Origin of the sequence: Bacillus sp. V26, from assembly GCF_034296245.1 — a bacterium.
Classification (GTDB): domain Bacteria; phylum Bacillota; class Bacilli; order Bacillales; family Bacillaceae; genus Bacillus; species Bacillus halotolerans.
The window spans coordinates 1,180,144-1,205,883 of the sequence record NZ_JAXKQF010000001.1 but is presented as its reverse complement, the minus strand read 5'-3'; the positions used below and the strand labels follow the sequence as shown (position 1 = coordinate 1,205,883).

13 protein-coding genes and 1 pseudogene (1 of these 14 only partly in view) are annotated in these 25,740 nt (G+C 44.0%); 12 read left to right on the top strand and 2 right to left on the bottom strand.

The window, feature by feature from the left end:
• Positions 1-191 precede the first annotated feature (191 nt).
• Entirely contained in the window at positions 192-638 is a 447-nt protein-coding gene (locus UJ203_RS06130) for a YrvL family regulatory protein (protein ID WP_322009145.1), read from the bottom strand.
• 259 nt (positions 639-897) lie between these two features.
• Complete coding sequence (locus UJ203_RS06125; protein WP_322009143.1) at positions 898-1,455, bottom strand: hypothetical protein; 558 nt, start codon at positions 1,453-1,455, stop codon at positions 898-900.
• Positions 1,456-1,574: 119 nt separating this feature from the next.
• Here UJ203_RS06125 and UJ203_RS06120 point away from each other — a divergent pair, with 119 nt between their 5' ends.
• From UJ203_RS06120 to UJ203_RS06065, 12 genes and pseudogenes are all read left to right on the top strand, one after another.
• Positions 1,575-2,177, top strand: coding sequence for a TetR/AcrR family transcriptional regulator (locus UJ203_RS06120; protein WP_305934068.1), 603 nt, complete (start codon positions 1,575-1,577; stop codon positions 2,175-2,177).
• Between the two features lie 178 nt (positions 2,178-2,355).
• On the top strand, positions 2,356-3,030 hold the full coding sequence (locus tag UJ203_RS06115; RefSeq protein ID WP_322009139.1) for an MBL fold metallo-hydrolase: 675 nt from the start codon (positions 2,356-2,358) through the stop codon (positions 3,028-3,030).
• Between the two features lie 178 nt (positions 3,031-3,208).
• Positions 3,209-3,331 (top strand): annotated as a pseudogene (locus UJ203_RS06110) (hypothetical protein); the annotation flags it as partial.
• A 73-nt stretch (positions 3,332-3,404) separates the two neighbouring features.
• Positions 3,405-4,271: an ACP S-malonyltransferase gene (gene fabD, locus UJ203_RS06105; RefSeq protein WP_105991166.1), complete on the top strand. Its 867-nt coding sequence runs from the start codon at positions 3,405-3,407 to the stop codon at positions 4,269-4,271.
• Positions 4,272-4,720: 449 nt separating this feature from the next.
• Complete coding sequence (locus tag UJ203_RS06100; protein ID WP_322009134.1) at positions 4,721-5,686, top strand: acyltransferase domain-containing protein; 966 nt, start codon at positions 4,721-4,723, stop codon at positions 5,684-5,686.
• A 5-nt stretch (positions 5,687-5,691) separates the two neighbouring features.
• Complete coding sequence (gene fabD / locus UJ203_RS06095; protein ID WP_322009132.1) at positions 5,692-7,995, top strand: ACP S-malonyltransferase; 2,304 nt, start codon at positions 5,692-5,694, stop codon at positions 7,993-7,995.
• A 92-nt stretch (positions 7,996-8,087) separates the two neighbouring features.
• Positions 8,088-8,336: an acyl carrier protein gene (locus UJ203_RS06090; RefSeq protein ID WP_024121473.1), complete on the top strand. Its 249-nt coding sequence runs from the start codon at positions 8,088-8,090 to the stop codon at positions 8,334-8,336.
• On the top strand, positions 8,314-9,561 hold the full coding sequence (locus tag UJ203_RS06085) for a beta-ketoacyl synthase N-terminal-like domain-containing protein (protein ID WP_322009129.1): 1,248 nt from the start codon (positions 8,314-8,316) through the stop codon (positions 9,559-9,561). Before UJ203_RS06090 ends, UJ203_RS06085 begins: the two co-directional genes overlap by 23 nt.
• Positions 9,562-10,824: a hydroxymethylglutaryl-CoA synthase family protein gene (locus UJ203_RS06080; RefSeq protein ID WP_322009127.1), complete on the top strand. Its 1,263-nt coding sequence runs from the start codon at positions 9,562-9,564 to the stop codon at positions 10,822-10,824.
• Positions 10,812-11,594, top strand: coding sequence for an enoyl-CoA hydratase/isomerase (locus UJ203_RS06075; RefSeq protein ID WP_322009125.1), 783 nt, complete (start codon positions 10,812-10,814; stop codon positions 11,592-11,594). The genes UJ203_RS06080 and UJ203_RS06075 overlap by 13 nt, the downstream gene beginning before the upstream one ends.
• 44 nt (positions 11,595-11,638) lie before the next feature.
• On the top strand, positions 11,639-12,388 hold the full coding sequence (locus UJ203_RS06070) for a polyketide synthase (protein WP_322009123.1): 750 nt from the start codon (positions 11,639-11,641) through the stop codon (positions 12,386-12,388).
• Positions 12,389-12,451: 63 nt separating this feature from the next.
• A protein-coding gene (locus UJ203_RS06065; protein WP_322009121.1) for a non-ribosomal peptide synthetase crosses the window boundary here: on the top strand, positions 12,452-25,740 show its 5' portion. It continues 1,867 nt past the right edge of the window; 13,289 of the gene's 15,156 nt are visible here — the first part of the coding sequence; it begins with the start codon at positions 12,452-12,454; its stop codon lies off the right edge, out of view.

The following is a 25,740-nucleotide window of genomic DNA, read 5'->3' as shown; positions in this document are numbered from 1 at the left end:
TAGACACAGCAACAAGAAGAAACGAAACCATAACAAGTTTTTAGACATATTTTGATTTTTGTTTTGCATTCCAGGTTTCATTCCTCTAATTGTTTTACACTTTCTCGTTGACTATATAGGAAAGTGAGGCGACGAAAATGTCATTACAGCATAAAACCGCTTGAATCAATCACAAGCGGTTTTATATCTTTTTATGTTTTAGGCTGATCATCAAATGCTAGTTCAATGAACGCCATAAATGCTGATATGACAAAGAGTAATGCGTCCGGGATATAAATAGAATCCATAAAGTAATCTACTAAACAGATTGTTATGAAATTAGCGATGAAATAAAAAACACATGTGAAAAGTGCTGTTTTTCTGATAGAAAGTGAATGGATCATTATCAGAGAAACGACTTTTGCTAGAGGATCTATGACCAGTCCGGCAGCAAAGCATCCCAATATAAAAAACAATAAGGTTTGATTGGAATCGTATGTAATGCCGAGAATGGCAAATAGCCCTTTCATGCCGAAGAAATAACCGCCGAAGATCACAGCAGCTGCAATTGTGATAAGGAGGGCAATGGATACAATCACTGTTATTTTTGAGCTTGGTTTTAAGTCTTTAAATGGCGTGCCGTGTTCTTTCTGGCTCACGTATTACACTCCTTACATGTTAGTGATTCACAATACAGCAGAACTCATCCCGAATATACTAAAATAATAATAAAAACAGATATGTTTCCTAGGCAAGTGCCTAATGAAAAAAGCGAAAATCCGACAGGTATACTGAGAAAGCAGAGGCTTTTTTCATATAAGCTCCTTATCTAGATGACTTGCATAAAGTGTAACATATATTTACAAAAGTGAAAAAATCCTTTTTCTATTGAAAAAGGATTTTTTAGTAAGACTTATTTTAACTTCTGAGATTTTTTGAAGATTTCGCTTTTTTCGGCCAGATAAAATAACTGGCGGTGATCAGGCAATCAATGCCCAGAATGACTGTCCATAGCTTTAAAACACTGCTCAGCGCTTCGGTACGGGCAGCATCATTAATAAAATAAATCATCCCGGCCAGCAGCCCGGCACCAATAAGATAAGCGAGCACATGTCTGATCAAGCTTTTCGCATAATGTTTCGCATGATCCATTCCATAGCGCACAAGCGGTTTTGAGCCTTGCTTTGTTACATAATAACGGAATTTTTCATCCGCCCATTGGATCATTTGCTTGCCGAAAGCAATCGATACGCCGATGTACACTGCCGCAATCGCGTGTGCAGTAGTCGCAACGGCTCCGCTGTATAAGTCCGCAGACGTCATTATTAACAAAATCAGGTCAATGACAGGGGTTAAGGCAAAAAGAAGCAGCCCTAATTTATCTTGTTTAAATAGATAGCGTACGACAAGGCCTAACACTATTACAACCCAAAATCCTATTTCGCAGAAGACAATCATCCAAGCGACACTGTTCAATCTGTTCCCCTCTTTCCAATACAGTTGTATTATTTAATATGATTTTACCATCTACGTTTTTATAAAACAACTGTATTATAAAAATTGCTCTCTGATTTTTTTCTTGGTAAAATAAAGATATGCCAAAACAAATTGACCATGAAAAAAGAAGAAAACACATTGCAGAAGCGACATGGCGGGTGATTTTAGAACGAGGGATGGAGGGGGCCTCAGTCAGAAACATTGCCAAAGAAGCAGGACTGTCGTTAGGTGCGCTTCGCCATTATTTTTCAACTCAGGATGAATTGCTTGTTTTTGCAATGAAACTTGTGAAAGAAAAGGTGACAGCCCGCATTCATGAAATTGCTGCCCATGATTTGCCGCCTAAAGAAAAAGTGTTACACATACTGCTTGAAATTGTCCCGACAAATGCTGAAACGATTAGAGAGATGGAGGTATGGTTTGCTTTTACTGTTTATGCGAGACATAAAGACAATATGTTTGATGCGGGACATGACGAAATTTACAATGCAATTCGAAATCTGATTGACTACTTGGACCAGCTTCATTTATTGCAAAAACATGCTGATAAAGAAATAGAAGGAGAGAGGCTGTACGCCTTAATTGATGGCTTGGCTTTACATGCGATGTTTGACCCTCGCCGTGTGAATAAAGAACGGATCAAACGTGTTATGATGCAGCATTTACAATCTATATGCGTGGATGAATCAGCCCAAGAGTGAATAGGTCACTGCAAAAAGTTATTCTTAATGGACAAGTCTCCAAAAAGAATAACTTTTTTTATGAGAATCAAGCCGTAACTGCAAGAATGAATTGAAGAATGGAAAAGCCGCATGCCGTTTGGTAAAGTGGGAATGGAAGAGAGAATGAAAGAACTTCATATTGATAGGAATGGTGAAAATGGTTACTTATGCGGTACATACGATCAAAACATTTCATCACAGGTGGACTAACTATTGTTACATCATTGAAGATATTGTAAGCCGATCTGCGATAGTTGTTGATCCATCATGGGAATTGAGTAAAATAACTAATAAACTTTCTGAGCTGGAGGTTGATTTATCAGCAATTCTTTTAACGCACTCTCATTTTGATCATGTAAATCTTGTTGAGCCGCTCTCGGCATTATTTCATCCTCAAGTGTATATGTCGAAAACAGAAATCGACTTTTACCAATTCAGATGCAAAAACTTAATTGCTCTTCAAGACCGTGAAACCATCAGCATAGGAATGACGAAAGCGCAATGTCTGCTTACACCTGGGCATACAGCCGGCGGGATGTGTTATTTGTTTTCAGAAAGTATATTCACAGGAGATACGATTTTTACGGAAGGATGCGGGATATGTGAAGATCATGGCAGTTCCGCAGATGATATGTTCGATAGTGTTCAGAGGATAAAATCCATCGTTTCCCCAGAAGTGCGGGTTTATCCGGGGCATTCATTTGGTCAAGCACCAGGGCAAACAATAGGTGAGCTTTTAAAACATAATATTTATTTTCAGATTGATAAAAGAGAATATTTTGTGAAATTCCGCAATAGAAAAAACCAAAGAGGCATTTTTGATTTTAAATAAGTTTTTCCCGAAATCATTCTATTAGACTATTTTCTTTCTGCATCCGAAAGATTTGCCTTTTGAAAAATGATGACAAAGCACGGGTTGATTTTATTAAGTAATGAAATGAAGCTTATGTATCATCATCTTTTGGCACAAATGATATGCAGGTCTATTTTCTTATGTTTTACAGCGTGTCCTGATTCTTTATACCTTTATGGAAAAATGCAGAGAAAAAACGATGGAAAGTGTAGGAAAAATTAACTTGACGGATAATATTTACAGAGGTTACCATCAACATGAACATGCTACTATTTATCCGGGGCAATACTTATATTTTCTATAACGTAAGTCAGCAGGTAATTATATATGCGGGGAAGGGTGGCTTTAATAGAATGATCACATATGTTTTTCCGGGACAGGGTTCACAGAAACAGGGAATGGGCAGTGAGTTATTTGATGAGTTTAAAGAACTGACGGCACAAGCAGATGAGATCTTAGGGTATTCTATCAAACGCCTATGCATAGAGAATCCTTATTCAAACTTAAACAAAACGCAATTTACTCAGCCGGCCTTATATGTAGTGAACGCATTAAGCTACCTGAAAAAAATACAGGAAACAGACATAAAACCCGATTTTGTTGCCGGGCACAGCCTTGGAGAATACAATGCGCTATTTGCGGCTGAAGCCTTTGATTTTGAGACGGGGTTAAAGCTTGTCAGAAAAAGAGGCGAGCTGATGAGCATGGTAAGCAACGGCGGTATGGCGGCCGTTATGGGACTAAATGAAGAACAGGTTTCAGAGGTTTTGATAGATCATCATTTACATGCGATTGACATTGCGAATGTAAATGCTCCTTATCAAATTGTGATTTCAGGTCAAAAAGAAGATATTGGCAAAGCCGCATCCATCTTTGAAGCCAAAACAGACGTTACGATGTTTCTCCCCTTAAACGTCAGCGGTGCGTTTCATTCCAGATACATGAATCATGCAAAGCAGGAGTTTGAACAGTTTCTTGACACTTTTCATTTTGCTCCTTTGTCTATTCCGGTTATTTCTAATGTATATGCCAGACCGTACTCTTCTGAAGTAATTAAGCCGACACTGGCGGATCAAATCAACCATTCGGTAAAATGGACTGAAAGCATACGCTTTTTAATGGAAAAAGGTCAAATGGAGTTTGAGGAAATAGGACCGGGAAATGTGTTAACAGGATTGATCCGCCGCATTGAAACAGATGCGGAACCTATGACACGCTAAACCGATTTCTATACCAAAAGGCCTCAAATTCGGGTCTAAAGTATACGTGATGCATGATTCGATAGACACTGTTAAAACTGAAAGAATTTATATACTGTTACATAAAGAGGCTGATAACAAAGTTCGCTCTCTAGCGGACATTTGCACTATCGCAGTCAGTTTTTATATTACGATAAACCATCGCTCTCCTTTCAAGAGAACCGCCCTTTATTTCAAAAACATCTAAGTCATAATAGAGTCGATGTTTTTGGCGATGCCAAAATGATTCACATCAAATTCAGATACTTCCAAGATCACTTCATTAACGAGCTTCCACATCCAGAACAACAAAACCAAAGCATTTTTCCATTCATGTTATAAACCATATAACGAGGCTTTTCTCACAGCCAGCCAGCATCATCATATTTCCGTAACTCACCTTTAAATACATAAAAAAGAAGGTTATACAAATGAATGAACCACTCGTTTTTATGTTTTCCGGACAAGGCTCTCAGTACTATCATATGGGAAAAGAATTATTCAGCGGAAACACCGTTTTTCGCCAATGTATGCTTGAAATGGATGCCATTGTCTCTCGGCGAATCGGCATATCTATAGTCAATGAAATGTATCATCCCGCTAAGCGTATATCGGATCCGTTTGACCGTGTCCTTTATACGCACCCCGCTATTTTTATGGTTGAGTATTCTTTATATCGGATTTTCGCAGAAAAGGGAATCCAGCCTGATTACGTGCTGGGGACAAGTCTGGGAGAATTCGCGTCAGCTGCTGCTTCCGGTGTTTTAGACGCAAAAGAGATACTGGAATGCATACTTGAACAGGCTACCGTCATCGAAAAATACTGCGATAAAGGAAAAATGCTGGCTATACTCGACAAACCGCAACTATTACTTGATCATCCGCATCTATTTGAAAATAGTGAATTAACCTCCATTCATTATGATTCGCACTTTGTCATTTCGGGAGAAAGAGAAAACATACAGCAGATCACTGATGTCCTGAGAGAGAACGAGATTCTCTGCCAGCCGCTGCCAGTATCCTACGGATTTCATTCTTCCCTTATTGATCCTGCAGAAGATGCATATAAAGAATTTTTAAGATCAAAATCTTTTAAACACCCTAAAATCCCGTTGGTATCCTGTTTAACGGGAAGCAGCATTCGCGAGATTCATAACGATTTCTTTTGGGATACTGTAAGAAGACCAATGAGATTTCGGGAAGCTATTCATTTTTTGGAAAGTCAGCATACGTGCCATTTCATTGATTTGGGGCCTTCAGGAACCTTAGCTGCGTTTGTTAAACAATTAATCTCGGGAGATTCAGCGAATCGCTGTTATTCAATCATCACACCATTTCATCAGGAGCTGAAAAATCTGGAGATGGTTGAGCGTTTACAGAAACTAGAAAGGAAGTAAACAAGATGATTACATATGTTTTTCCAGGACAAGGCTCCCAGCAAAAAGGAATGGGACAAGGACTTTTTGAGCAATATCAGCATTTGACCGACCAAGCAGATCAAATACTTGGATATTCAATCAAAAAACTCTGTACTGAAAAAGGCTATTTCGATGTCAATCATACTCAATATACTCAGCCGGCTTTATACGTGGTCAATGCACTCAGTTATTTGAAAAAGCTGGAGGAGACCGGCGAAAGACCTGATTTTGCGGCGGGGCATAGCTTAGGAGAATACAACGCGCTGTTTGCAGCAGGCGCATTTGACTTTGGGACAGGCTTAAAGCTGGTGAAAAAAAGAGGCGAGCTGATGGGACGGATTACTGGAGGCGGTATGGCTGCGGTGATCGGTTTACATAAGGAACAAGTTGCAGCCGTATTAGAAGAACATCATTTACATACGATTGATGTGGCAAATGAGAATACACCTCGGCAAATTGTGATTTCCGGGCAAAAAAAAGATATTGAAAAAGCGGGAGCTGTTTTTGAAACCATCCAGGATGTAAAGCTGTTCCACCCGTTAAACGTAAGCGGAGCTTTTCATTCCAGGTATATGAATGAAGCAAAACAAGAATTTAAGCAATTTATAGAAACATTCCATTTTGCACCTTTGTCTTTTCCGGTTATCTCGAATGTTTATGCAGAGCCTTATCAACAGGAAAGGCTGAAAGAGACCCTGTCTCAACAAATGAACAGCACGGTTAGATGGACAGACAGCATTCGTTATCTTATGGGAAGAGGAGCAATGGAATTTGAAGAAGTCGGTCCTGGAAAGGTGTTAACCGGCTTAATTACCCGCATAAAAAATGAAGCGGAGCCGTTAACACATCATGCTGATACAACAGAGAAAAATGCCTTTCCCGGCCAGCAAAATGAACAAGCAGAAACTGACGCCCATTCAGCTCGAATGTCTGCTGAGATTACAGCTCATTCATTAGGAAGTGCCGAGTTTAAAAAAGACTATCAACTTACATATGCTTATCTTGCAGGAGGAATGTACCGCGGTATTGCTTCGAAAGAAATGGTTGTAAAGATGTCAAAAGCGGGGATGATGGGGTTCTTTGGCACGGGCGGTTTGGATCTGAATAACGTTGAGGACGCGATTCTGTCTATTCAAGGCGAATTGGGGCAGGGACAAGCCTATGGCATTAACCTGGTGCACAATATGAAGCATATTGAATCAGAAGAAAAAATGATTGATCTTTTATTGAAACATAATGTGAGACATTTGGAAGCCTCCGCATTTCTAAGTGTCACTCCTGCTTTAGTAAGATACCGCGCAAAAGGATTGAAACGGCGTCCAAACGGTGAAGTGATATGTGCAAATCGAATGATAGCGAAAATCTCAAGGCCGGAGGTTGCCGAATCCTTTATGAGTCCTGCGCCGGAGAATATGGTAGAAAAGCTTTTAAGAGAAAACAAAATCACAACTAGTGAAGCTGAGTTATTGTGGGAGATCCCTGTGGCAGAGGATATTTGTGTGGAAGCAGACTCAGGCGGTCATACGGACGGCGGTGTCGCATACAGCTTGATGCCGGCGATGACATTATTAAGAGACGAAATGATGAAAAAGTATCGATATAACAAAAAAATACGCGTCGGTGCGGCAGGCGGGATAGGAACTCCTGAGGCGGCGATGGCTGCCTTTATGCTCGGTGCTGATTTTATCTTAACCGGCTCAATCAATCAGTGTACGGTTGAAGCGGCCACAAGTGACAGAGTGAAAGATTTATTGCAGCAAATGAATGTTCAAGATACGGCGTATGCGCCAGCGGGTGATATGTTCGAATCGGGCAGCAAAGTGCAAGTGCTAAAAAAAGGTGTGTTTTTTCCATCGCGAGCCAGCAAGCTGCATGAACTTTACCAGCGATTTGGATCATTGAGTGAGATCGATCAAAAGACCTTAACTCAGCTTGAGGAGAAATATTTTAAACGCAGTATCGAAAAAATATATGAAGATATTAAATTACACTATCCATCGGCAGAGATTGAGAAGGCTGAACGGAATCCGAAACATAAGATGGCATTGATTTTCAGATGGTACTTTAGGTACAGCTCGCAATTGGCGATCAGCGGAAGCGAAGAGTCTAAAGTCGATTATCAAGTTCACTGCGGCCCGGCGTTAGGGGCTTTTAATCAATGGGTGAAAGGCTCGGAATTAGAGAGCTGGCGGAACCGTCATGTGGATGACATCGGGAAAATATTAATGACAGAAACCGCAAAGTTACTTAACGACAGAATTGCATTATTTTCTCAAAAGGCGCTTTAAAGTCTATTGTGCAATAATAAAAGATTGAATATTGCGAAAAAATGGGCCGAGCCTGCATGTTTAACATTCCATTTAAAGGAGAGACAAACGTTATGAATAAACAGAAAGTCTTCGAAGTATTGATTACTAATATTTGTGAGGTTCTTCCGGAATTGGACGGACACCGTTTTGAGCCTGAAGACCGATTAGCTGATTTAGGGGCTGATTCTGTAGACAGGGCTGAAATTATAACCATGGTGCTTGAGGATTTATCATTAAAAATCCCTCGTGTCGAGCTGTCTGGTGTGAACAACATCGGCGAATTAGCTGAGGTGCTATATGATAAAGTACAATCCGCCTGAGATTCTGGTGACCGGTGTCGGAGTAACGGCAGCGATCGGCCAAGGAAAAGAGGCTTTTGTTTCTTCGTTGTTGTCTGGGAGGCATGCCTTTGAAGTGATGCAGCGTCCTGGCAGACAAAAAGACAGCCGGTTTATTGGGGCTGAAATTCCTTCGTTATCTTATCCGGACCGTCTTTCTAAGAAACTGCTAAGAAAAGCGTCATTTTCCAGCCGAGCTGCTTTGGTTACTCTCTCAGAGGCCTGGGAGGAGGCGAAGTTAGACGATGCTGGTTCCGCACGTATCGGGCTGGTAGCAGGAGGATCGAACTTTCAGCAAAGAGAGACCCTCCAGCTTTATGAGAATTATAGGGACCGCTCTGGTTTCATGTCGCCAGCATATGCACTGTCTTTTATGGATAGCGATCTTTGCGGTCTTTGTACAGAACAGTTTGGAATCACCGGTTTAGCTTATACGGCGGGAGGTGCTTCCGCAAGCGGCCAGTTAGCGGTGATTCAAGCAATTCAGCAAGTCCTGTCAGGAGAGGTTGATATTTGCATCGCACTGGGGGCGTTAATGGATATTTCCTATATGGAATGTGAGGCGCTCAGGGCTTTAGGCGCTATGGGAACGGATAAATATGCTGATGAGCCGGAAAACGCGTGCCGTCCCTTTGACCAGAACAGAGATGGATTTATTTATGGAGAATGCTGCGGCGCATTGGTGATAGAACGAAAAGATACGGCTGTCCGCCGGGGCGTAAAACCCTATGCTGCATTGTCTGGATGGTCAATCAAAGTAGACGGGAACCGCAATCCTGATCCTTCTTTAGAAGGGGAGATCTATGTTATACAAAAGGCATTGGAGCGAGCCGGTCTCACACCTGAAGAAATTGATTACATAAACCCTCATGGCACGGGTTCTTTCATTGGAGATGAAATTGAATTGAAGGCGCTGCATGCTTGCGGTCTTTCTCATGCTTATATAAATGCAACAAAATCAATAACCGGGCATGGGCTCAGTGCAGCAGGCATTGTTGAGATTATTTCTGTACTGCTTCAAATGAAAGAATCACGCCTGCATCCGAGCCGGAATTTACATGATCCAATTGATCCTTCCTTGCATTGGGTGACGGATCAATCAATTTCACACGACATAAAAAACGCGTTGAGTTTAAGCATGGGTTTTGGCGGAATGAATACCGCTGTTTGTATACAAAACATTGAAAAATGCGGAGGCGAATCATAAATGGTTTCTGCTGGAATAGAAGCGATGAATGTCTTTGGCGGAACGGCATACCTTGATGTCATGCAATTAGCCAAGTACAGACATTTAGATACTGCTAGATTTGAAAATTTATTAATGAAAGAAAAAGCGGTAGCACTGCCTTACGAAGATCCTGTGACCTTTGGAGTGAATGCGGCTAAACCGATTATTGATTCACTAAGTGACGCAGAGAAGGACAGGATTGAATTGCTGATCACCTGTTCCGAATCTGGGATCGATTTTGGAAAATCGTTAAGCACCTATATCCATGAACATTTAGGGCTCAATCGCAACTGCCGTTTGTTCGAAATAAAGCAAGCCTGTTATTCAGGAACTGCCGGATTTCAAATGGCAGTGAATTTTATATTATCCCAGACGTCTCCGGGTGCCAAAGCACTGGTCATCGCCAGTGATATTTCCCGTTTTTTAATCGCTGAAGGCGGAGACGCTTTAAGTGAGGATTGGTCCTATGCCGAGCCGAGTGCCGGAGCGGGAGCAGTGGCTGTTTTGATAGGCGAAAATCCCGAGGTGTTTCAAGTTGATCCCGGGGCAAACGGCTATTACGGCTACGAAGTGATGGATACGTGCCGTCCCATTCCCGACAGTGAGGCGGGAGATGCTGACCTGTCTTTAATGTCATATTTGGATTGCTGTGAACAAACGTTCTTGGAATATCAAAAACGTGTACCCGGGGCTCATTATCAAGATACGTTTCAATATCTAGCCTACCATACGCCTTTTGGCGGGATGGTGAAAGGGGCGCACCGAACAATGATGCGTAAGATGGCAAAGGCGAAAACGGCTGAGATAGAAACTGATTTTTTAAAACGGGTACAGCCTGGATTGCTCTACTGCCAAAGGGTCGGAAACATTATGGGAGCCGCATTGCTTCTGGCGTTGGCTAGCACTATTGACAAAGCGCAGCTTGACTCGCCTAAACGAATCGGCTGTTTCTCCTATGGTTCAGGCTGCTGTTCTGAATTTTACAGCGGAATTGCAACGCCTCAAGGCCAACAACGCCAGCGCTTATTTGAAATCGAGAAGCACTTGGACAATCGATATCATCTTTCAATGGATGAGTATGAAACGCTGTTCAAGGGAAGCGGGATGGTCCGGTTCGGAACTCGTAATGTCAAGCTGGATCTTGAGATGATTCCGGGGGTATTGCAGTTTCATCAAGAAAAGCCGAGGCTGTTTTTAGAAGAAATTTCTGAGTTTCATCGCAAGTACAGGTGGATGTCGTGACATACAAAACGATTAAGGTCCGGTTTCAAGAGTCAATTTGCTATCTAACCTTTCATCGTCCTGACGCTAATAATACGATCAATGACCAATTAATCGATGAATGTTTACATGTGATGAATCAATGTGAGACATCTTCCGTTACGGTCATTGTTTTAGAGGGGCTCCCGGAGGTATTTTGTTTCGGAGCGGATTTTCAAGAAATATATCAGGAGATGAAAAGCGGCAGAAAACAAGCGAGTGCTCAAGAACCTCTCTATGATTTGTGGCTGAAATTGCAGACTGGTCCTTTTGTCACCATTTCACATGTGCGTGGAAAAGTAAATGCCGGAGGTCTTGGATTTGTGGCTGCCAGTGATATTGTCATTGCGGATCAAACTGCATCATTCAGTCTGTCCGAGTTATTATTTGGTCTTTATCCAGCTTGTGTGCTGCCATTTCTGATTCGCAGGATCGGCTATCAAAAAGCGCATTATATGACATTAATGACAAAACCGATTTTTGTTCAGGAAGCCATGGAATGGGGCTTGGTAGATGCCTGTGACGCTCAAAGCGAGGTCCTGCTAAGAAAGCATTTATTGCGCTTGCGGCGGTTAAATAAAAAGGCAATTGCGCGGTATAAACAGTTTATCAATACATTGGATGACCGCCCGCGGCGTACGAAATCCATGGCTTTAACTGAAAATCAAGACATGTTTTCCGACCCTCAAAATCAAATGGGAATCATTAGGTACGTTGAAACGGGGCAGTTCCCTTGGGAGAAGAGCCCGTAAACTTGTGTGAAATACATACAATCAGAAACCGTTAGGAGGACATCATGACGCATTCTGTTGTAGAGCTTTTTGAAATCGAGCCCGCTATTATTCAGGTCAAGATGCATGACCGTGTTCATAAAAACGCGTTTTCGCAAGAACTCACAGACGGATTAATTCAAGCGTTCGAATTCATTCGCAATCAACAAAGCTATAAAGCAGTGATTTTAACGGGATACGACAATTATTTTGCTTCAGGCGGAACACAAGAAGGTTTGCTGAGAATCCAGCAAGGAATCACCAAGTTTACTGATGACAATCTCTATTCTCTGGCACTTGATTGCAGAATTCCCGTCATTGCTGCCATGCAGGGTCACGGAATTGGGGGCGGCTTTGTCATGGGGCTCTTTGCTGATTTTGTTATTCTGAGCAGGGAGAGCGTGTATACCGCTAATTTTATGAAATACGGGTTTACACCGGGTATGGGAGCTACTTTTATCGTTCCCCAAAAACTCGGGTTCAGCTTGGCGCAGGAGTTATTAATGAATGCAGGCAATTACCGGGGAGCCGATCTCGAAAAAAGAGGAATACCCTTTAAAGTCCTCCCTCGATCTGAAGTTTTGGAGTATGCTGTGGAGCTGGCGCGTGAGCTGGCGGAAAAACCGAGAAACTCCTTAATTACACTAAAAGACCACTTGGTTGCGCCGCTTCGCGAGCAGCTTCCCAGCGTGATAGAACAGGAGCTCGTTATGCATGAGAAAACATTTCATCAAGACGAAGTCAAAACGAGAATCACAGGTTTGTATGGGAATTAATTGAAAATAAAAATGATCGTCGTGTGATACATAAAAATGTGCAGGTGAAATGGAGGCAGCTCTATGAGAAATGATGTGAATACCCGCGGATTAGCTAATCCCTCTGTCAGTTATGGGGAGCCATTACATATATCCGAAGATCAACCGGCCACAATACCCGAGGTTTTATACAAAACTGCAGCGGAGCTTGGAGAAACAAAGGGGATCATTTATCTGCAGCCGGATGGAACTGAGATTCATCAATCTTACGGCCGTTTATGGAAGGACGCGCTGCGTATTGTGAAGGGGCTCCGTCAATCTGGCCTGAGAGCAAAGGATAATGTGATCTTGCAGCTTGGTGACAATTCACAATTTATCCCTGCTTTCTGGGGCTGTGTTTCAACTGGAATTGTTCCGGCTCCTTTAGCTGTAGCCCCAACGTACACAGAGTCGAACAGCGGGACTCAAAAGCTGAAAGACGCATGGACACTTCTTGACCGGCCGCCGGTGATTACGAGTCGGGAATTGCTTCAGGAAATGATTGATTGGGCAAAAGAGCAAGAACTTGAAGGTTTTCGCGCCTTGGCTGTCGAGGATCTTTACTGTGATGAGATGGAAACCGACTGGCATCAAGCTCATCCTGAAGATTTGGCGCTTCTGCTGCTGACTTCAGGGAGTACGGGCACTCCCAAAGCAGTCATGCTCAATCACAAAAATATTTTAAGCATGGTGAAAGGCATTATTCAAATGCAAGGTTTTACAAGAGAGGATATCACGTTTAACTGGATGCCGTTTGATCATGTCGGAGGCATCGGGATGCTTCATTTGCGGGATGTTTATCTTGGCTGCCAAGAAATCAACGTCGCAAGTGAAACGATTTTGATGGAACCTCTAAAATGGCTTGATTGGATTGATCATTACCGTGCTTCTGTTACGTGGGCGCCGAATTTTGCTTTCGGACTGGTCACTGATTTTTCTGATGAAATGAAAAATCGAAACTGGGATCTGTCATCCATGCGCTATATGCTCAATGGCGGTGAAGCGATGGTCGCTAAAGTCGGGCGCAGAATGCTAGAGCTTTTAGAACCTCACGGATTGCCTGCTGATGCGATTCGCCCTGCATGGGGCATGTCCGAAACTTCATCCGGCGTGATTTTCTCTCGTGAGTTTACCCGTGCCGCAACAAGCGATGATGATGGTTTTGTGGAAATAGGCTCCCCGATTCCTGGGTTCTCCATGAGGATTGTGGATGACCATAATGAATTGGTTGAGGAAGGCGAGATCGGCCGTTTTCAAGTCTCCGGCCTCTCTGTTACCAGCGGATATTATCGGCGCCCGGATTTGAATGAGAGTGTGTTTACGGAGGATGGCTGGTTTGAAACTGGCGATCTCGGTTTTTTGCGCAATGGGCGTCTAACCATTACGGGCCGTACGAAAGATGCGATTATTATTAATGGTGTCAATTACTACAGCCATGCGATTGAATCCGCAGTTGAAGAATTAGCGGAAATCGAAACTTCTTATACTGCCGCCTGTGCTGTCCGTGTGAATAACAATACAACGGATCAGCTGGCTATCTTCTTTGTTACTTCCACCCAGATGAATGATGATGAAATCGTTCAGCTTCTTAGAAACATACAGTATCATGTCACGCAGACAATCGGTGTGACTCCCGAATTTTTACTGCCGGTGCATAAAGAAGAGATTCCGAAAACAGCTATAGGAAAGATTCAGCGCACGCAGCTGAAAACGGCATTTGAAAATGGAGAGTTCGACCACTTGCTTCACAAACCGAACCGTATAAACGGTGAGGGAGAGACACAAGAAGCAGATGATGCCAAAAGAATAAGAGAAGATATACAGGAATATCTGCTCAGCTGTTTTACTGATGAGCTTCATGTTTCCCGCAATTGGATTGAGCCCAACACCAATATCCAAAGCCTCGGTATTGACTCTATTAAGATGATGAAGCTTATTCGGGCGGTCGAGAAAAAATACCGCATCAGACTCACAGCCAGAGAGTTATATAAGTATCCTGCAATCGAATCTCTGGCCAACTATCTGTCTGAAAAAGAAGATTTGCGGAGCAGCCTGTCTGGTGACAAAGATAGCATTGACGCACCCCAATCAGAAGAGGCGAAAAAAAAGCAGGCAGCCTTTCAACCTCTTTCTGAAGTTCAAAAAGGTTTGTGGACATTGCAAAAAATGTCACCTGAAAATAGCGCGTATCACGTACCTCTCTGTTTTCGATTTACGTCAGCGCTTCACCTTGAAACTTTAAAGCAAGCTTTTCACTATGTGCTGAAACAGCATCCGATATTAAAGCATGTGATTCAAGAAAAAGACGGAGTGCCTTGCCTCAAAAATGAGCCGGCGCTGTCTCTTGATATCAAAACAGAAGACATTTCAGGTATGAAAGAGTCTGACACGACTGCTTATCTTAGAAAAATAGTAAAAGAACCGTATGTAAAGGAAAACAGCCCGTTAATGCGCGTCCGTGTTTTTTCCAGATCAGAAGAAGAGCACTTTTTGCTTGTGGTTATTCACCATATTATTTTTGACGGGATTTCTTCCCTGACGTTTATTCGCAGCCTTTTTGACAGCTATAAGCTTCTATTAGAAGGACAGGAGCCGAAAGAGTCTGTTTCACCGGCCGTTTATCATGATTTTGCCGCTTGGGAACAGTACATGCTTGCCGGTGAAGACGGCGGGAAACATCGTTCGTACTGGCGGAAACAGCTATCGGGCACATTGCCGAATCTTCAGCTGCCGGCTGTAAGCACCAGTACGTCCGTTTCAGAGTTTAAGGAAGACACATACGCTCGGCGGCTGCCCAGCAGTTTAATGAAGCATGTCAGATCGTTTGCCAAAGAGCATTCTACAAATGTTTCAACAGTATTGCTGAGCTGCTATATGATGCTGTTAGGCCGTTATTGCGATCAGAAAGAACTGATCGTCGGCATGCCTGCGATGGTGAGACCTGAAGAGCGATTTGATTCCTCTATTGGGCATTTTCTCAATATGCTGCCTATCCGGGGTGAACTGAAAGCGGGAGAAACTTTTTCTGAGTTTGTTTCGAGATTGCAATTCACAATCCTCGACGGACTGGATCATGCGGCTTATCCTTTTCCAAAAATGGTGCGGGATTTGAATATTTCTCGCCAGCAAGCAGGTTCACCTGTTTTTCAGACAGCTTTTTTCTATCAGAATTTTCTTCAAACTGGAAGTTATCAAAGTATGTTGAGTAAATATAAGGATTCCTTTTCTGTTGATTTCGTTGAGAGTATTCATCAAGAGGGTGAATACGAATTGGTGTTTGAGCTATGGGAAGAAGAAGAAAAAATGGAGCTGAACATCAAATACAATACTGGGCTGTTTGATACCGCTTCTATTTCCGCTATGTTCGATCATTTTGTTTATTTAACAGAACAGGCTGTTGGGAGTCCTTCTCAGACTTTAAAAGAGTATTCCTTATTAACTGACGAAGAGGAACAAATGATTCTCAGAACGTGGAACGCTACTGAAAAGAATTATCCACATGCGTGTTTTCATGAGTTATTTGAGCAGCAGGCGAAAAAGACGCCTAATCGGGCGGCTGTCAGCTATAAAGGTGAAACATTGACGTATCGGGAGCTTGATGAAAAAAGCACACAGCTGGCCATATATTTGCAGGCGCATGGAGCGGGGCCGGATCGCTTGGCAGGTATCTATGTGGATCGATCGCTGGAAATGATTGTGGGTTTATTGGCGATTCTCAAGGCAGGAGGAGCATATGTGCCGTTAGACCCGTCTTATCCGGCTGAGCGATTGGAATACATGCTGAAGGACAGTGAAGTCTCCATTACACTGACTACTTCCGAATTGGCCAATACTTTAAGCTGGAATGGGGTTCAGACAGTTTTGTTAGATCAGGACTGGGATGATATAGCTCAAGCCGCTTTTGATCGACGTGTTCTTTCGCGCACCGTCAAGCCGGAAAACTTGGCTTATGTCATTTATACGTCCGGCAGCACAGGGATGCCAAAAGGTGTCATGATTTCGCATAAAGCGTTGACAAACTTTCTCGTTTCCATGGGTGAGACGCCCGGTCTTTCATCAGCGGATAGCCTGCTTGCTGTGACAACTTACTGTTTTGATATAGCTGCTTTAGAGCTATATCTGCCTTTGATAAAGGGGGCGCAGTGCCATATTTGCCAAACTGAACATACAAAAGACGTTGAAAAACTGAAGCGCGACATACAAGATTTGAGACCGACAATCATGCAAGCAACCCCTGCGACATGGAAAATGCTCTTTTATTCAGGCTGGAAAAATGAAGAGGGAGTCAAGATTCTATGCGGAGGCGAAGCCTTACCTGAAAAACTAAAGCGGCATTTTCTCAATACGGACAGCGAAGCCTGGAATATGTTCGGACCTACGGAAACAACAGTCTGGTCTGCGGTCCAGCGTGTGAATGAAGAAAGCTCTCACATCACGATAGGCCGGCCTATCGCAAATACCCGGATTTATATTACCGATTCGCAGCTAACGCCTGTCCCGGCTGGTGTCCCGGGAGAGCTTTGCATTGCGGGGGACGGAGTGGCAAAGGGCTATTACAAACAGGGTGAATTGACGAATGAAAGATTTATAGACAGCCCTTTTGAGCTTGGGTCAAAGCTTTATAGAACTGGTGACATGGCACGCTGGCTTCCGGGAGGCAGGATTGAATATATCGGCCGCATCGACAACCAGGTGAAAATACGCGGATTCCGCATTGAGCTTGGCGATATTGAAAGCCGGCTTAATGAACATCCGGCTATTCAGGAAAGCGTCATTCTTGCAGCTGAACAGGATGGAGACGAGAAGCTCGCTGCCTATTATACAGTGAAAGATGCAAATTTATCTCTATCATCAAGGGAGTTGCGGAATTATTTAAAAAACAGTTTACCAGCCTATATGGTGCCTTCTTATTTTACCCAGCTTGACCATATGCCGTTAACACCGAACGGCAAGATAGACAGAAATACTCTGAAGAAACAAAAAGTGACAGCGAAGCAGCCAAGGCAAGGGAATATTGCTTCTATGAAAATACAGGAAACTATTTTATCTATTTGGCAAGATGTACTGAACGTTTATGACATTGAGCAGGAAGACGGATTTTTCGATGTGGGAGGCGATTCGCTTCTCGCTGTTACGGCGGCCGAACGCATCAAGCATAAACTATCCTGTGAGTTTACTGTCACAGACTTGTTTGAATACTCAACGATCAAAGGCATCAGTAAATATATCACTGAACAGCAAATGGCGGATACTGGTTTCTCTTTGACTTTAGCATCAGCGGAAAAGTCAGATAAGCCTATTCACATGCAAAATGTTACTGGTGATCTTCCGGATTATTATGAGGACAGTGTAGCGATTATTGGGATATCGTGTGAATTTCCAGGTGCGAAAAACCATGCTGAGTTTTGGGAGAACCTTAGAGACGGCAAGGAAAGTATTAAATTTTTCAGTACAGAAGAGCTTCGGAGTTTTGGTGTTTCAGAGGAACTGACTGAGAGCTCACGGTATGTCCCGGCTAAATCCTCGATTGAAGGGAAGGACGAGTTTGACCCTAGCTTCTTTCAAATATCACCTAAAGATGCTGAATTTATGGATCCGCAGCTGCGGATGCTCATGACTCAATCCTGGAAAGCGATAGAAGATGCAGGTTACGTGTCCAAACAGATTCCGGAAACGAGTGTTTATATGTCAGCAAGCAATAATTCATATCGCGCGCTCTTGCCAAAAGAAACAACGGAGAGCCTTGAAACGCCGGACGGTTATGTATCGTGGGTGCTTGCACAGAGCGGAACCATTCCGACGATGATTTCTCATAAGCTCGGATTGAAAGGGCCTAGCTATTTCGTTCATGCCAATTGTTCTTCTTCTTTAATCGGATTACATTCCGCCTATCAAAGCCTGATGTCTGGTGAATCTAAGTATGCTTTGGTCGGCGGAGCGACATTGCACACCGAGTCAAATATCGGATATGTGCATCAGTCAGGTTTGAATTTTTCAAGCGATGGGCATATTAAGGCATTTGATGCCTCTGCCGACGGAATGATTGGCGGTGAGGGCGTTGCCGTTGTATTGCTCAAAAAAGCAGCGGATGCCGTAAAAGACGGCGACCACATCTATGCGTTGTTAAGAGGCATAGGCGTAAATAACGATGGAGCTGACAAAGTCGGCTTTTATGCTCCAAGTGTAAAAGGACAGGCGGACGTGATTCAAAAGGTCATGAATCAAACGAATATTCAGCCTGAATCCATCAGCTATGTGGAAGCGCACGGTACAGGTACGAAGCTTGGAGATCCAATCGAGCTGTCAGCGTTGACGGCAGTTTACAGGCAGTATACAAATAAAAAACAATTTTGCGGAATCGGATCGGTCAAATCCAATATCGGACATGCTGATACGGCCGCCGGGCTGGCAGGCTGCATTAAGGTGGTGATGAGCCTTTACCATAATGAGCTTGCTCCTAGCATCAATTATAAGGATCCGAATCCAAATACAGACTTAGCTCATTCTCCTTTTTACGTCGTCGATCAAAAGAAAGCATTGAGTAATGAAATAAAAACGCACAGGGCTGCACTTAGTTCGTTCGGGCTTGGCGGGACAAACACTCATGCGATTTTCGAGCAATACAAAACAGTTTCTGCTGATCAGAAACAAACAGGGGCCTGCATCATTCCGATATCGGCAAAAAATAAAGAGCGGCTGCATGAGTATGTACATGGCATTCTGGTTCATTTGGAAAGAAGAGGGCTTGAAAGCGGCCGTCTGGCTGATTTTGCTTATACCCTTCAGGTCGGGCGAGAAGCAATGGAATATCGGGTTGCCTTTATCGCTGATCATGTGGATGAGTTAAAACAAAGGCTGGCTGATTTTATCAATGGAAATTCACCAATAGAAGGCTGTTATCAAGGAGAGAAGCAGCAAGCCAAGGATGTTTCATGGCTGACAGAGGATGAAGACAGCGCGGAACTGATTGGGAAGTGGCTCGCAAAAGGAAAAGTGAACAAGCTGGCGGAGATATGGAGTAAAGGAGCGCATATTGATTGGCTACAGCTTTACAAAGATGTGCGTCCAAACAGAATGAGTTTGCCGACATATCCTTTTGCAAAGGAACGATACTGGGCATCACAGGATGATCACAAGCTTTCGGGAAGAATGTCTGCTAAACAGACAGGCGTTAGTGCATTGCATCCGCTGCTTCATCAAAATACGTCAGACTTTTCTGAGCAGAGATTCAGTTCAGTTTTTACAGGTGAGGAATTCTTTCTGACAGATCATGTGGTGAGAGGGAAGCCGGTGCTCCCTGGGGTTGCCTACCTTGAAATGGCGCAAATGGCTGTAAACAAGGCGACAGGCAGCACGAACGAACAGGATGTCAGAATCAAATTGAATCACGCCGTTTGGGTTCAGCCTGTAGTGGTTGAGAGTCAGCCGGTTCATGTGCATATCAGTCTCTTTCCAGAAGAGGGTGGGAAAATCACATATGACATTTACAGTACCGGAGAAGGGTCAGACTCAGCCATACACAGTCAAGGCAGTGCGGAACTGATAACTGCAGCAGAAAAGCCGGCTTGGGATCTTGGTGAATTACAGCGCCGCTGCAGCCGGAAGGAGCTTTCGCCTCACCAATTTTACGAGGAAGGCAGAAGCAGAGGAATGTTTCATGGTCCGGCATTCCAAGGAATTCAGAAAGTGAATATCGGAAACAGAGAGGTTTTGGCACGATTGCAGCTGCCAGCATCTGTTTCTGACACACAGGAACGTTTTGTGCTGCATCCAAGTATGATGGACTCCGCTGTTCAGGCTGCCACAATCTGTATCATGCAGGAATTTACTGAGCAAAAATTGATTTTGCCGTTTGCGCTTGAAGAACTTGAAGTGATCAAAGGATGTACGTCTGCGATGTGGGCATATGCCCGGTTAAGTGACGGTGATCACGGCGGAGATATGGTGCAGAAAGCGGATATCGATTTGTTTGACGAGACTGGGGACGTATGCGTAAGGATGAAGGGATTTTCAACAAGAGTATTGGAAGGAGAAGTTCATTCGCCAAAACCTGCAGCTACACATGAGCGGTTAATGCTCGAGCCGATTTGGAATAAGCAGGATGAGGTGATCGCTAAAGATGTGACATCTTACGGAGAGCATCTCGTTGTCTTCTGTGAAACCGAACGAAAGGTCAGCGACGGCATTGCATCCCGCATGCAGAATGTGCATGTCATTACTCTGAATGAAACTGAGGGGAATATCGCTGAACGTTTTCAAAGCTATACACAGCAGGTTTTTGAACTCCTACAAAAGAAAATTCGCTCTAAAGCTAATCTGATCATTCAAGTGATTGTGCCGGGGAAAGGCGAGAAGCAATTGTTTGCGGGAATGTCCGGATTACTCAAAACAGCAGAATTGGAGTACAGCAAACTTACAGCTCAGATCATTGAGATCGAGAATCTGGAAGAGATCATTGGTCTTCATCAAAAGCTGATAGACGACAGTCAGAGGCCTGATGACAAACAGATCAAATATGAAGCTGGAGACCGCTTTGTCAAAGGCTGGCGTGAAATAGCGCGTCCGGCGGCTGCTGAGCTTCATATGCCATGGAAGGATAATGGCGTTTACCTTATCACAGGTGGAGCGGGGAGCTTAGGTCTTTTGTTTGCAAAAGAAATTGCCAATCGAGCCGTTCATCCGGCCATCATTCTTACGGGACGCTCAGTCTTAAGTGAGTATAAGGAGCAGGAGCTTGAGGCTCTCCGAAAGTTGGGTGCAGAGGTTATCTATAAACAGGCTGATGTTGGAGATCAAAAGGCGGTCTCACGGCTCATGGATGAAATCAAAGAGACGTACGGCCATCTCAATGGAATTCTTCACGGTGCAGGCATCATAAAAGATCACTTCATTGTGCATAAAACAAATAAAGAGTTTCAAGAAGTGTTACAGCCAAAAGTGAACGGTTTGTTTTATCTAGATGAATGCAGCAAAGATTGGCAGTTGGACTTTTTCATCTTGTTTTCATCTGTGTCCGGATGTTTAGGAAACACTGGACAAGCAGACTATGCAGCAGCCAATACATTTATGGATGCATTTGCCGCGTACAGAAACGCGCTTGCCGTGTCTAAGAAGCGGAACGGCACAACCATTTCCTTCAACTGGCCGTTATGGAAAGAGGGCGGTATGCAAGTTGATGCTGAAATTGAAAAGAGTATGTTGAAAAACGCAGGAATGGTCCCGATGCAAAGTGATCACGGCATTAAAGCCCTTTATCAAGGAATCGCTTCAGAAAAACCGCAAGTATTCGTGATGGAAGGTCAGCTTGCGAAAATGAAGCAAAAATTGCTCTCTTCCGGGTCTAAAATCAAACGGACGGATCATAAAAGCGCAGATAAACATAACAGCCAAACCCGTAAATTGGAACAGTCTTTCATCCAGATGGTCGGAGAGATTTTAAAAGTAAACACTGAAGATATTGATATCAATGCAGAACTCAGCGAGTACGGATTTGATTCGGTTACGTTTACTGTATTTACAAACCGGATTAATGAAGTGTACCGATTGGAGTTAGCGCCGACCATTTTCTTCGAATACGGAAGCATACGAAGCCTGGCTGAATATGTAATGTCTGAGTATCAGGATGAATGGCTGCATCAAGATGTAGCCGTCAGCGGGACTGATGAACCATCCAACTCTTTACCTGCTGCAGACAGCCTGCAAGCTTCATTGAGTCACATGGTCAGCGTCATTTTAAAAGTGAACGTTGATGATATCGATATCAATACAGAGCTGAGTGAGTATGGCTTTGATTCAGTTTCATTCACTGTATTTACGAATCAGATTAACGAAGCATATCAATTGGAATTGACACCGACCATTTTCTTTGAATATGGAAGGATTCAAAGTTTGGCTGACTATCTGATAGATGAATACAAGGAGGCTTTTGCTGAGGAGAACGTAATATCATCGGTTCCTGAAAAAGATGAAGAAACAGCTCCTGCGGCTCCAAGCATGACAAAGAGGAGAAAACAGCGCTTTAAACAGACTGTTATGCCAAAAGAGGAAAGAAACACAAATCAGACTGCCGATTATGAGCCGATCGCCATTGTCGGCATCAGCGGCCGGTTCCCTGGAGCCAATGACATAGATGAATTCTGGAGAAATCTTGAGGAAGGCAAAGACAGTATCACGGAAGTCCCGAAAGACCGTTGGGATTGGCGGGAGCATTTTGGAAATCCTGACTCAGAAGCCAATAAGACTGACATCAAATGGGGCGGATTTATTGATGGTGTAGCAGAATTTGATCCGTTGTTTTTTGGGATATCACCCCGTGAAGCCCATTATGTAGATCCTCAACAGAGGCTGTTAATGGAATATGCATGGAAGGTGATAGAAGATGCCGGATGCTCGCCGCAGAGCCTTTCAGGTACAGGGACAGGCATCTTTATCGGCACAGGAAATACAGGATATAAAGATTTATTTAATAAAGAAAATCTGCCGATTGAAGGTCATGCCGCAACAGGCCATATGATTCCTTCGGTCGGTCCGAATAGAATGAGTTATTTCTTAAATACCCATGGTCCAAGTGAACCGGTAGAAACGGCTTGTTCAAGCTCGCTAGTTGCGATTCACCGTGCTGTGACTGCCATGCAAAGCGGCGACTGTGAGATGGCAATCGCTGGAGGCGTGAACACGATATTAACCGAGGAGGCGCACATTAGCTACAGCAAAGCTGGCATGCTGAGCAAAGACGGTAGATGTAAAACATTCTCTGCTGATGCGAATGGTTATGTCAGAGGAGAAGGTGTCGGAATGGTCATGCTGAAAAAGCTGGCAGATGCTGAGCGCGATGGGAATCATATTTACGGCGTCATTCGGGGTACGGCAGAAAATCACGGAGGAAGAGCCAATACTCTGACATCGCCTAATCCGAAGGCGCAAGCTGATTTGCTGGTGCGTGCATATCGCCGTGCAGGCATAGATCCGAGTACAGTCACATATATCGAAGCGCACGGAACGGGGACTGAATTGGGAGATCCGATAGAAATAAACGGGCTGAAAGCCGCGTTTAAAGAACTGTCTAATAGGGATGAGCACACACAGCCGGAAATTCCGGATCATCGATGCGGGGTCGGCTCAGTTAAAAGCAATATCGGCCATTTGGAGCTGGCAGCGGGTATTTCAGGCCTGATTAAGGTACTGCTGCAGATGAAGCATAAAACCTTGGCCAAAAGCCTGCATTGCGATACGCTCAATCCTTACCTGCAGCTTACTGACAGTCCATTTTACATTGTTCAAGAAAAAGAGGAATGGAAAGCTGTCAAAGACCGGAACGGGAACGAAATCCCGCGCCGGGCAGGAATAAGTTCTTTTGGGATTGGCGGACTAAACGCCCATATTGTGATTGAAGAATACATTCCAAAAGCAGGTTCCCGACATGCGCTTACTGAACATCCGAACATTATTGTGCTGTCGGCTAAAAATAAACAAAGGCTAATGGATCGGGCTGCACAATTGCTGGGTGCCATTCGTGACAAAAAGTATACAGATCAAGATCTGCACCGTATCGCCTACACGCTTCAAGTCGGGCGGGAAGAAATGGATGAACGTATGGCTTGTATTGCGGGCACAATGCAGGAGCTTGAAGAAAAACTGCAAGCGTATGTTGACAGCAAGGAAGGGACTGAAGGGCTCTTCCGCGGACAGGCGAATCGAAACAAAGAAGCGTTGGCCATTTTTTCTGCTGATGAGGACTTGGCAATGGCTATTGAGGCTTGGGTCAGAAAGAGAAAATACGCCAAGCTTGCGGATTTATGGGTCAAAGGTGTCGCGGTTAATTGGGTTAAACTGTATGGCGAGGCGGCCAAACCGCGTCTGATAAGCCTTCCTTCATACCCGTTTGCGAAGGATTACTATTGGCTTCCGGCAGAGGAACGTCTTTCAGAACCGGACAACACAGAGTTCGTTGATCATAGTGAAAAGCGCACCTCATGTGTTTTGACAAAACAATGGAGCGCAAGTCCGATTGCCACAAAAACGCCGGGGACAAGGGCTGTTGCGATTCTCAGCAATGAAGAGACGGCAGACTTGGCAGCTGAAGTATCAAAGCATTTCCCGAAACATCTCATATTAAATGCGAGCCGGATTGACAACGAACAGTTAAGTAATGATTGGAAACAGTTTGACGGCCTTGTGGATTTAATCGGTTGCGGCGGACACGAGGAAGAACAGCTACATTGGATTAGCTGGATTCAAAGGCTGGTTGAAGACGGGCATAAAGAGGGACTCATGCTGCTTTGTGTGACGAAAGGGCTGGAATCATTCCAAAACCCTTCCGTGCAGATGACAGGAGCCTCCCGTGCTGGCTTGTATCGTATGCTTCAAAGCGAATACAGCCATTTGAGATCAAGGCATATGGATGCGGAAGACTCTGTTCATCCTCATATTCTCGCGAAGCAGATCGCTGAGGAGTTTTATTCCGATACTGAGGAGACGGAGGTTTGCTACAGAGAGGGCTTGCGGTATCAGGCTTACTTAAAAGCGCATCCGGTAACCTGGAGAGGAATCGAAGAGCGACAGACCTTCCCGGAAGAACATGTGCTTCTCATTACAGGCGGGACAAGAGGAATCGGACTATTAAGCGCCCGGCATTTTGCGGAACACTATGGAGTGAAAAAGCTGGTTTTGACAGGACGTGAGCAGCTTCCACCGCGAGAGGAATGGGCTCATGCTGAGACATTAAATACCTCTGTAGCGCAGAAAATTCAAGCGGTGCGGGAGCTGGAGGCACAAGGCATACAAGTTCAAATGCTGTCACTCTCTTTGTCTGATGAGACACAAGTACAGCAAGCCTTACATGATATCAATCAAACAATGGGGCCAATTGGCGGAGTCATTCATTGTGCAGGAATAACGGACATGGATACCTTGGCGTTTATCCGCAAAACAGCAGATGATATGCGGCAGGTACTGGAGCCGAAGGTGTCTGGGCTTACAACCCTTTATCGCTATGTAAGTCATGAGCCACTACAGTTTTTTGTATTATTTTCTTCTGTTTCGGCCATTATTCCGGCACTTTCGGCTGGACAAGCTGATTATGCCATGGCTAACAGCTATATGGATTATTTTGCAGAAGCACATAAGGAAAGTGCGCCAATCTACAGCATTCAGTGGCCGAATTGGAAAGAAACCGGTATGGGGGAAGTGACAAATCAAGTATATCGAGAAAGCGGCTTGCTGAGCATTACGAATTCAGAGGGCTTGCGTTTTCTGGATCAAATCTTATCTGGGACCTTGCAGCCGGTTGTCCTCCCTGCTATCACGAATCAGGAAAATTGGAAGGCAGATCGGCT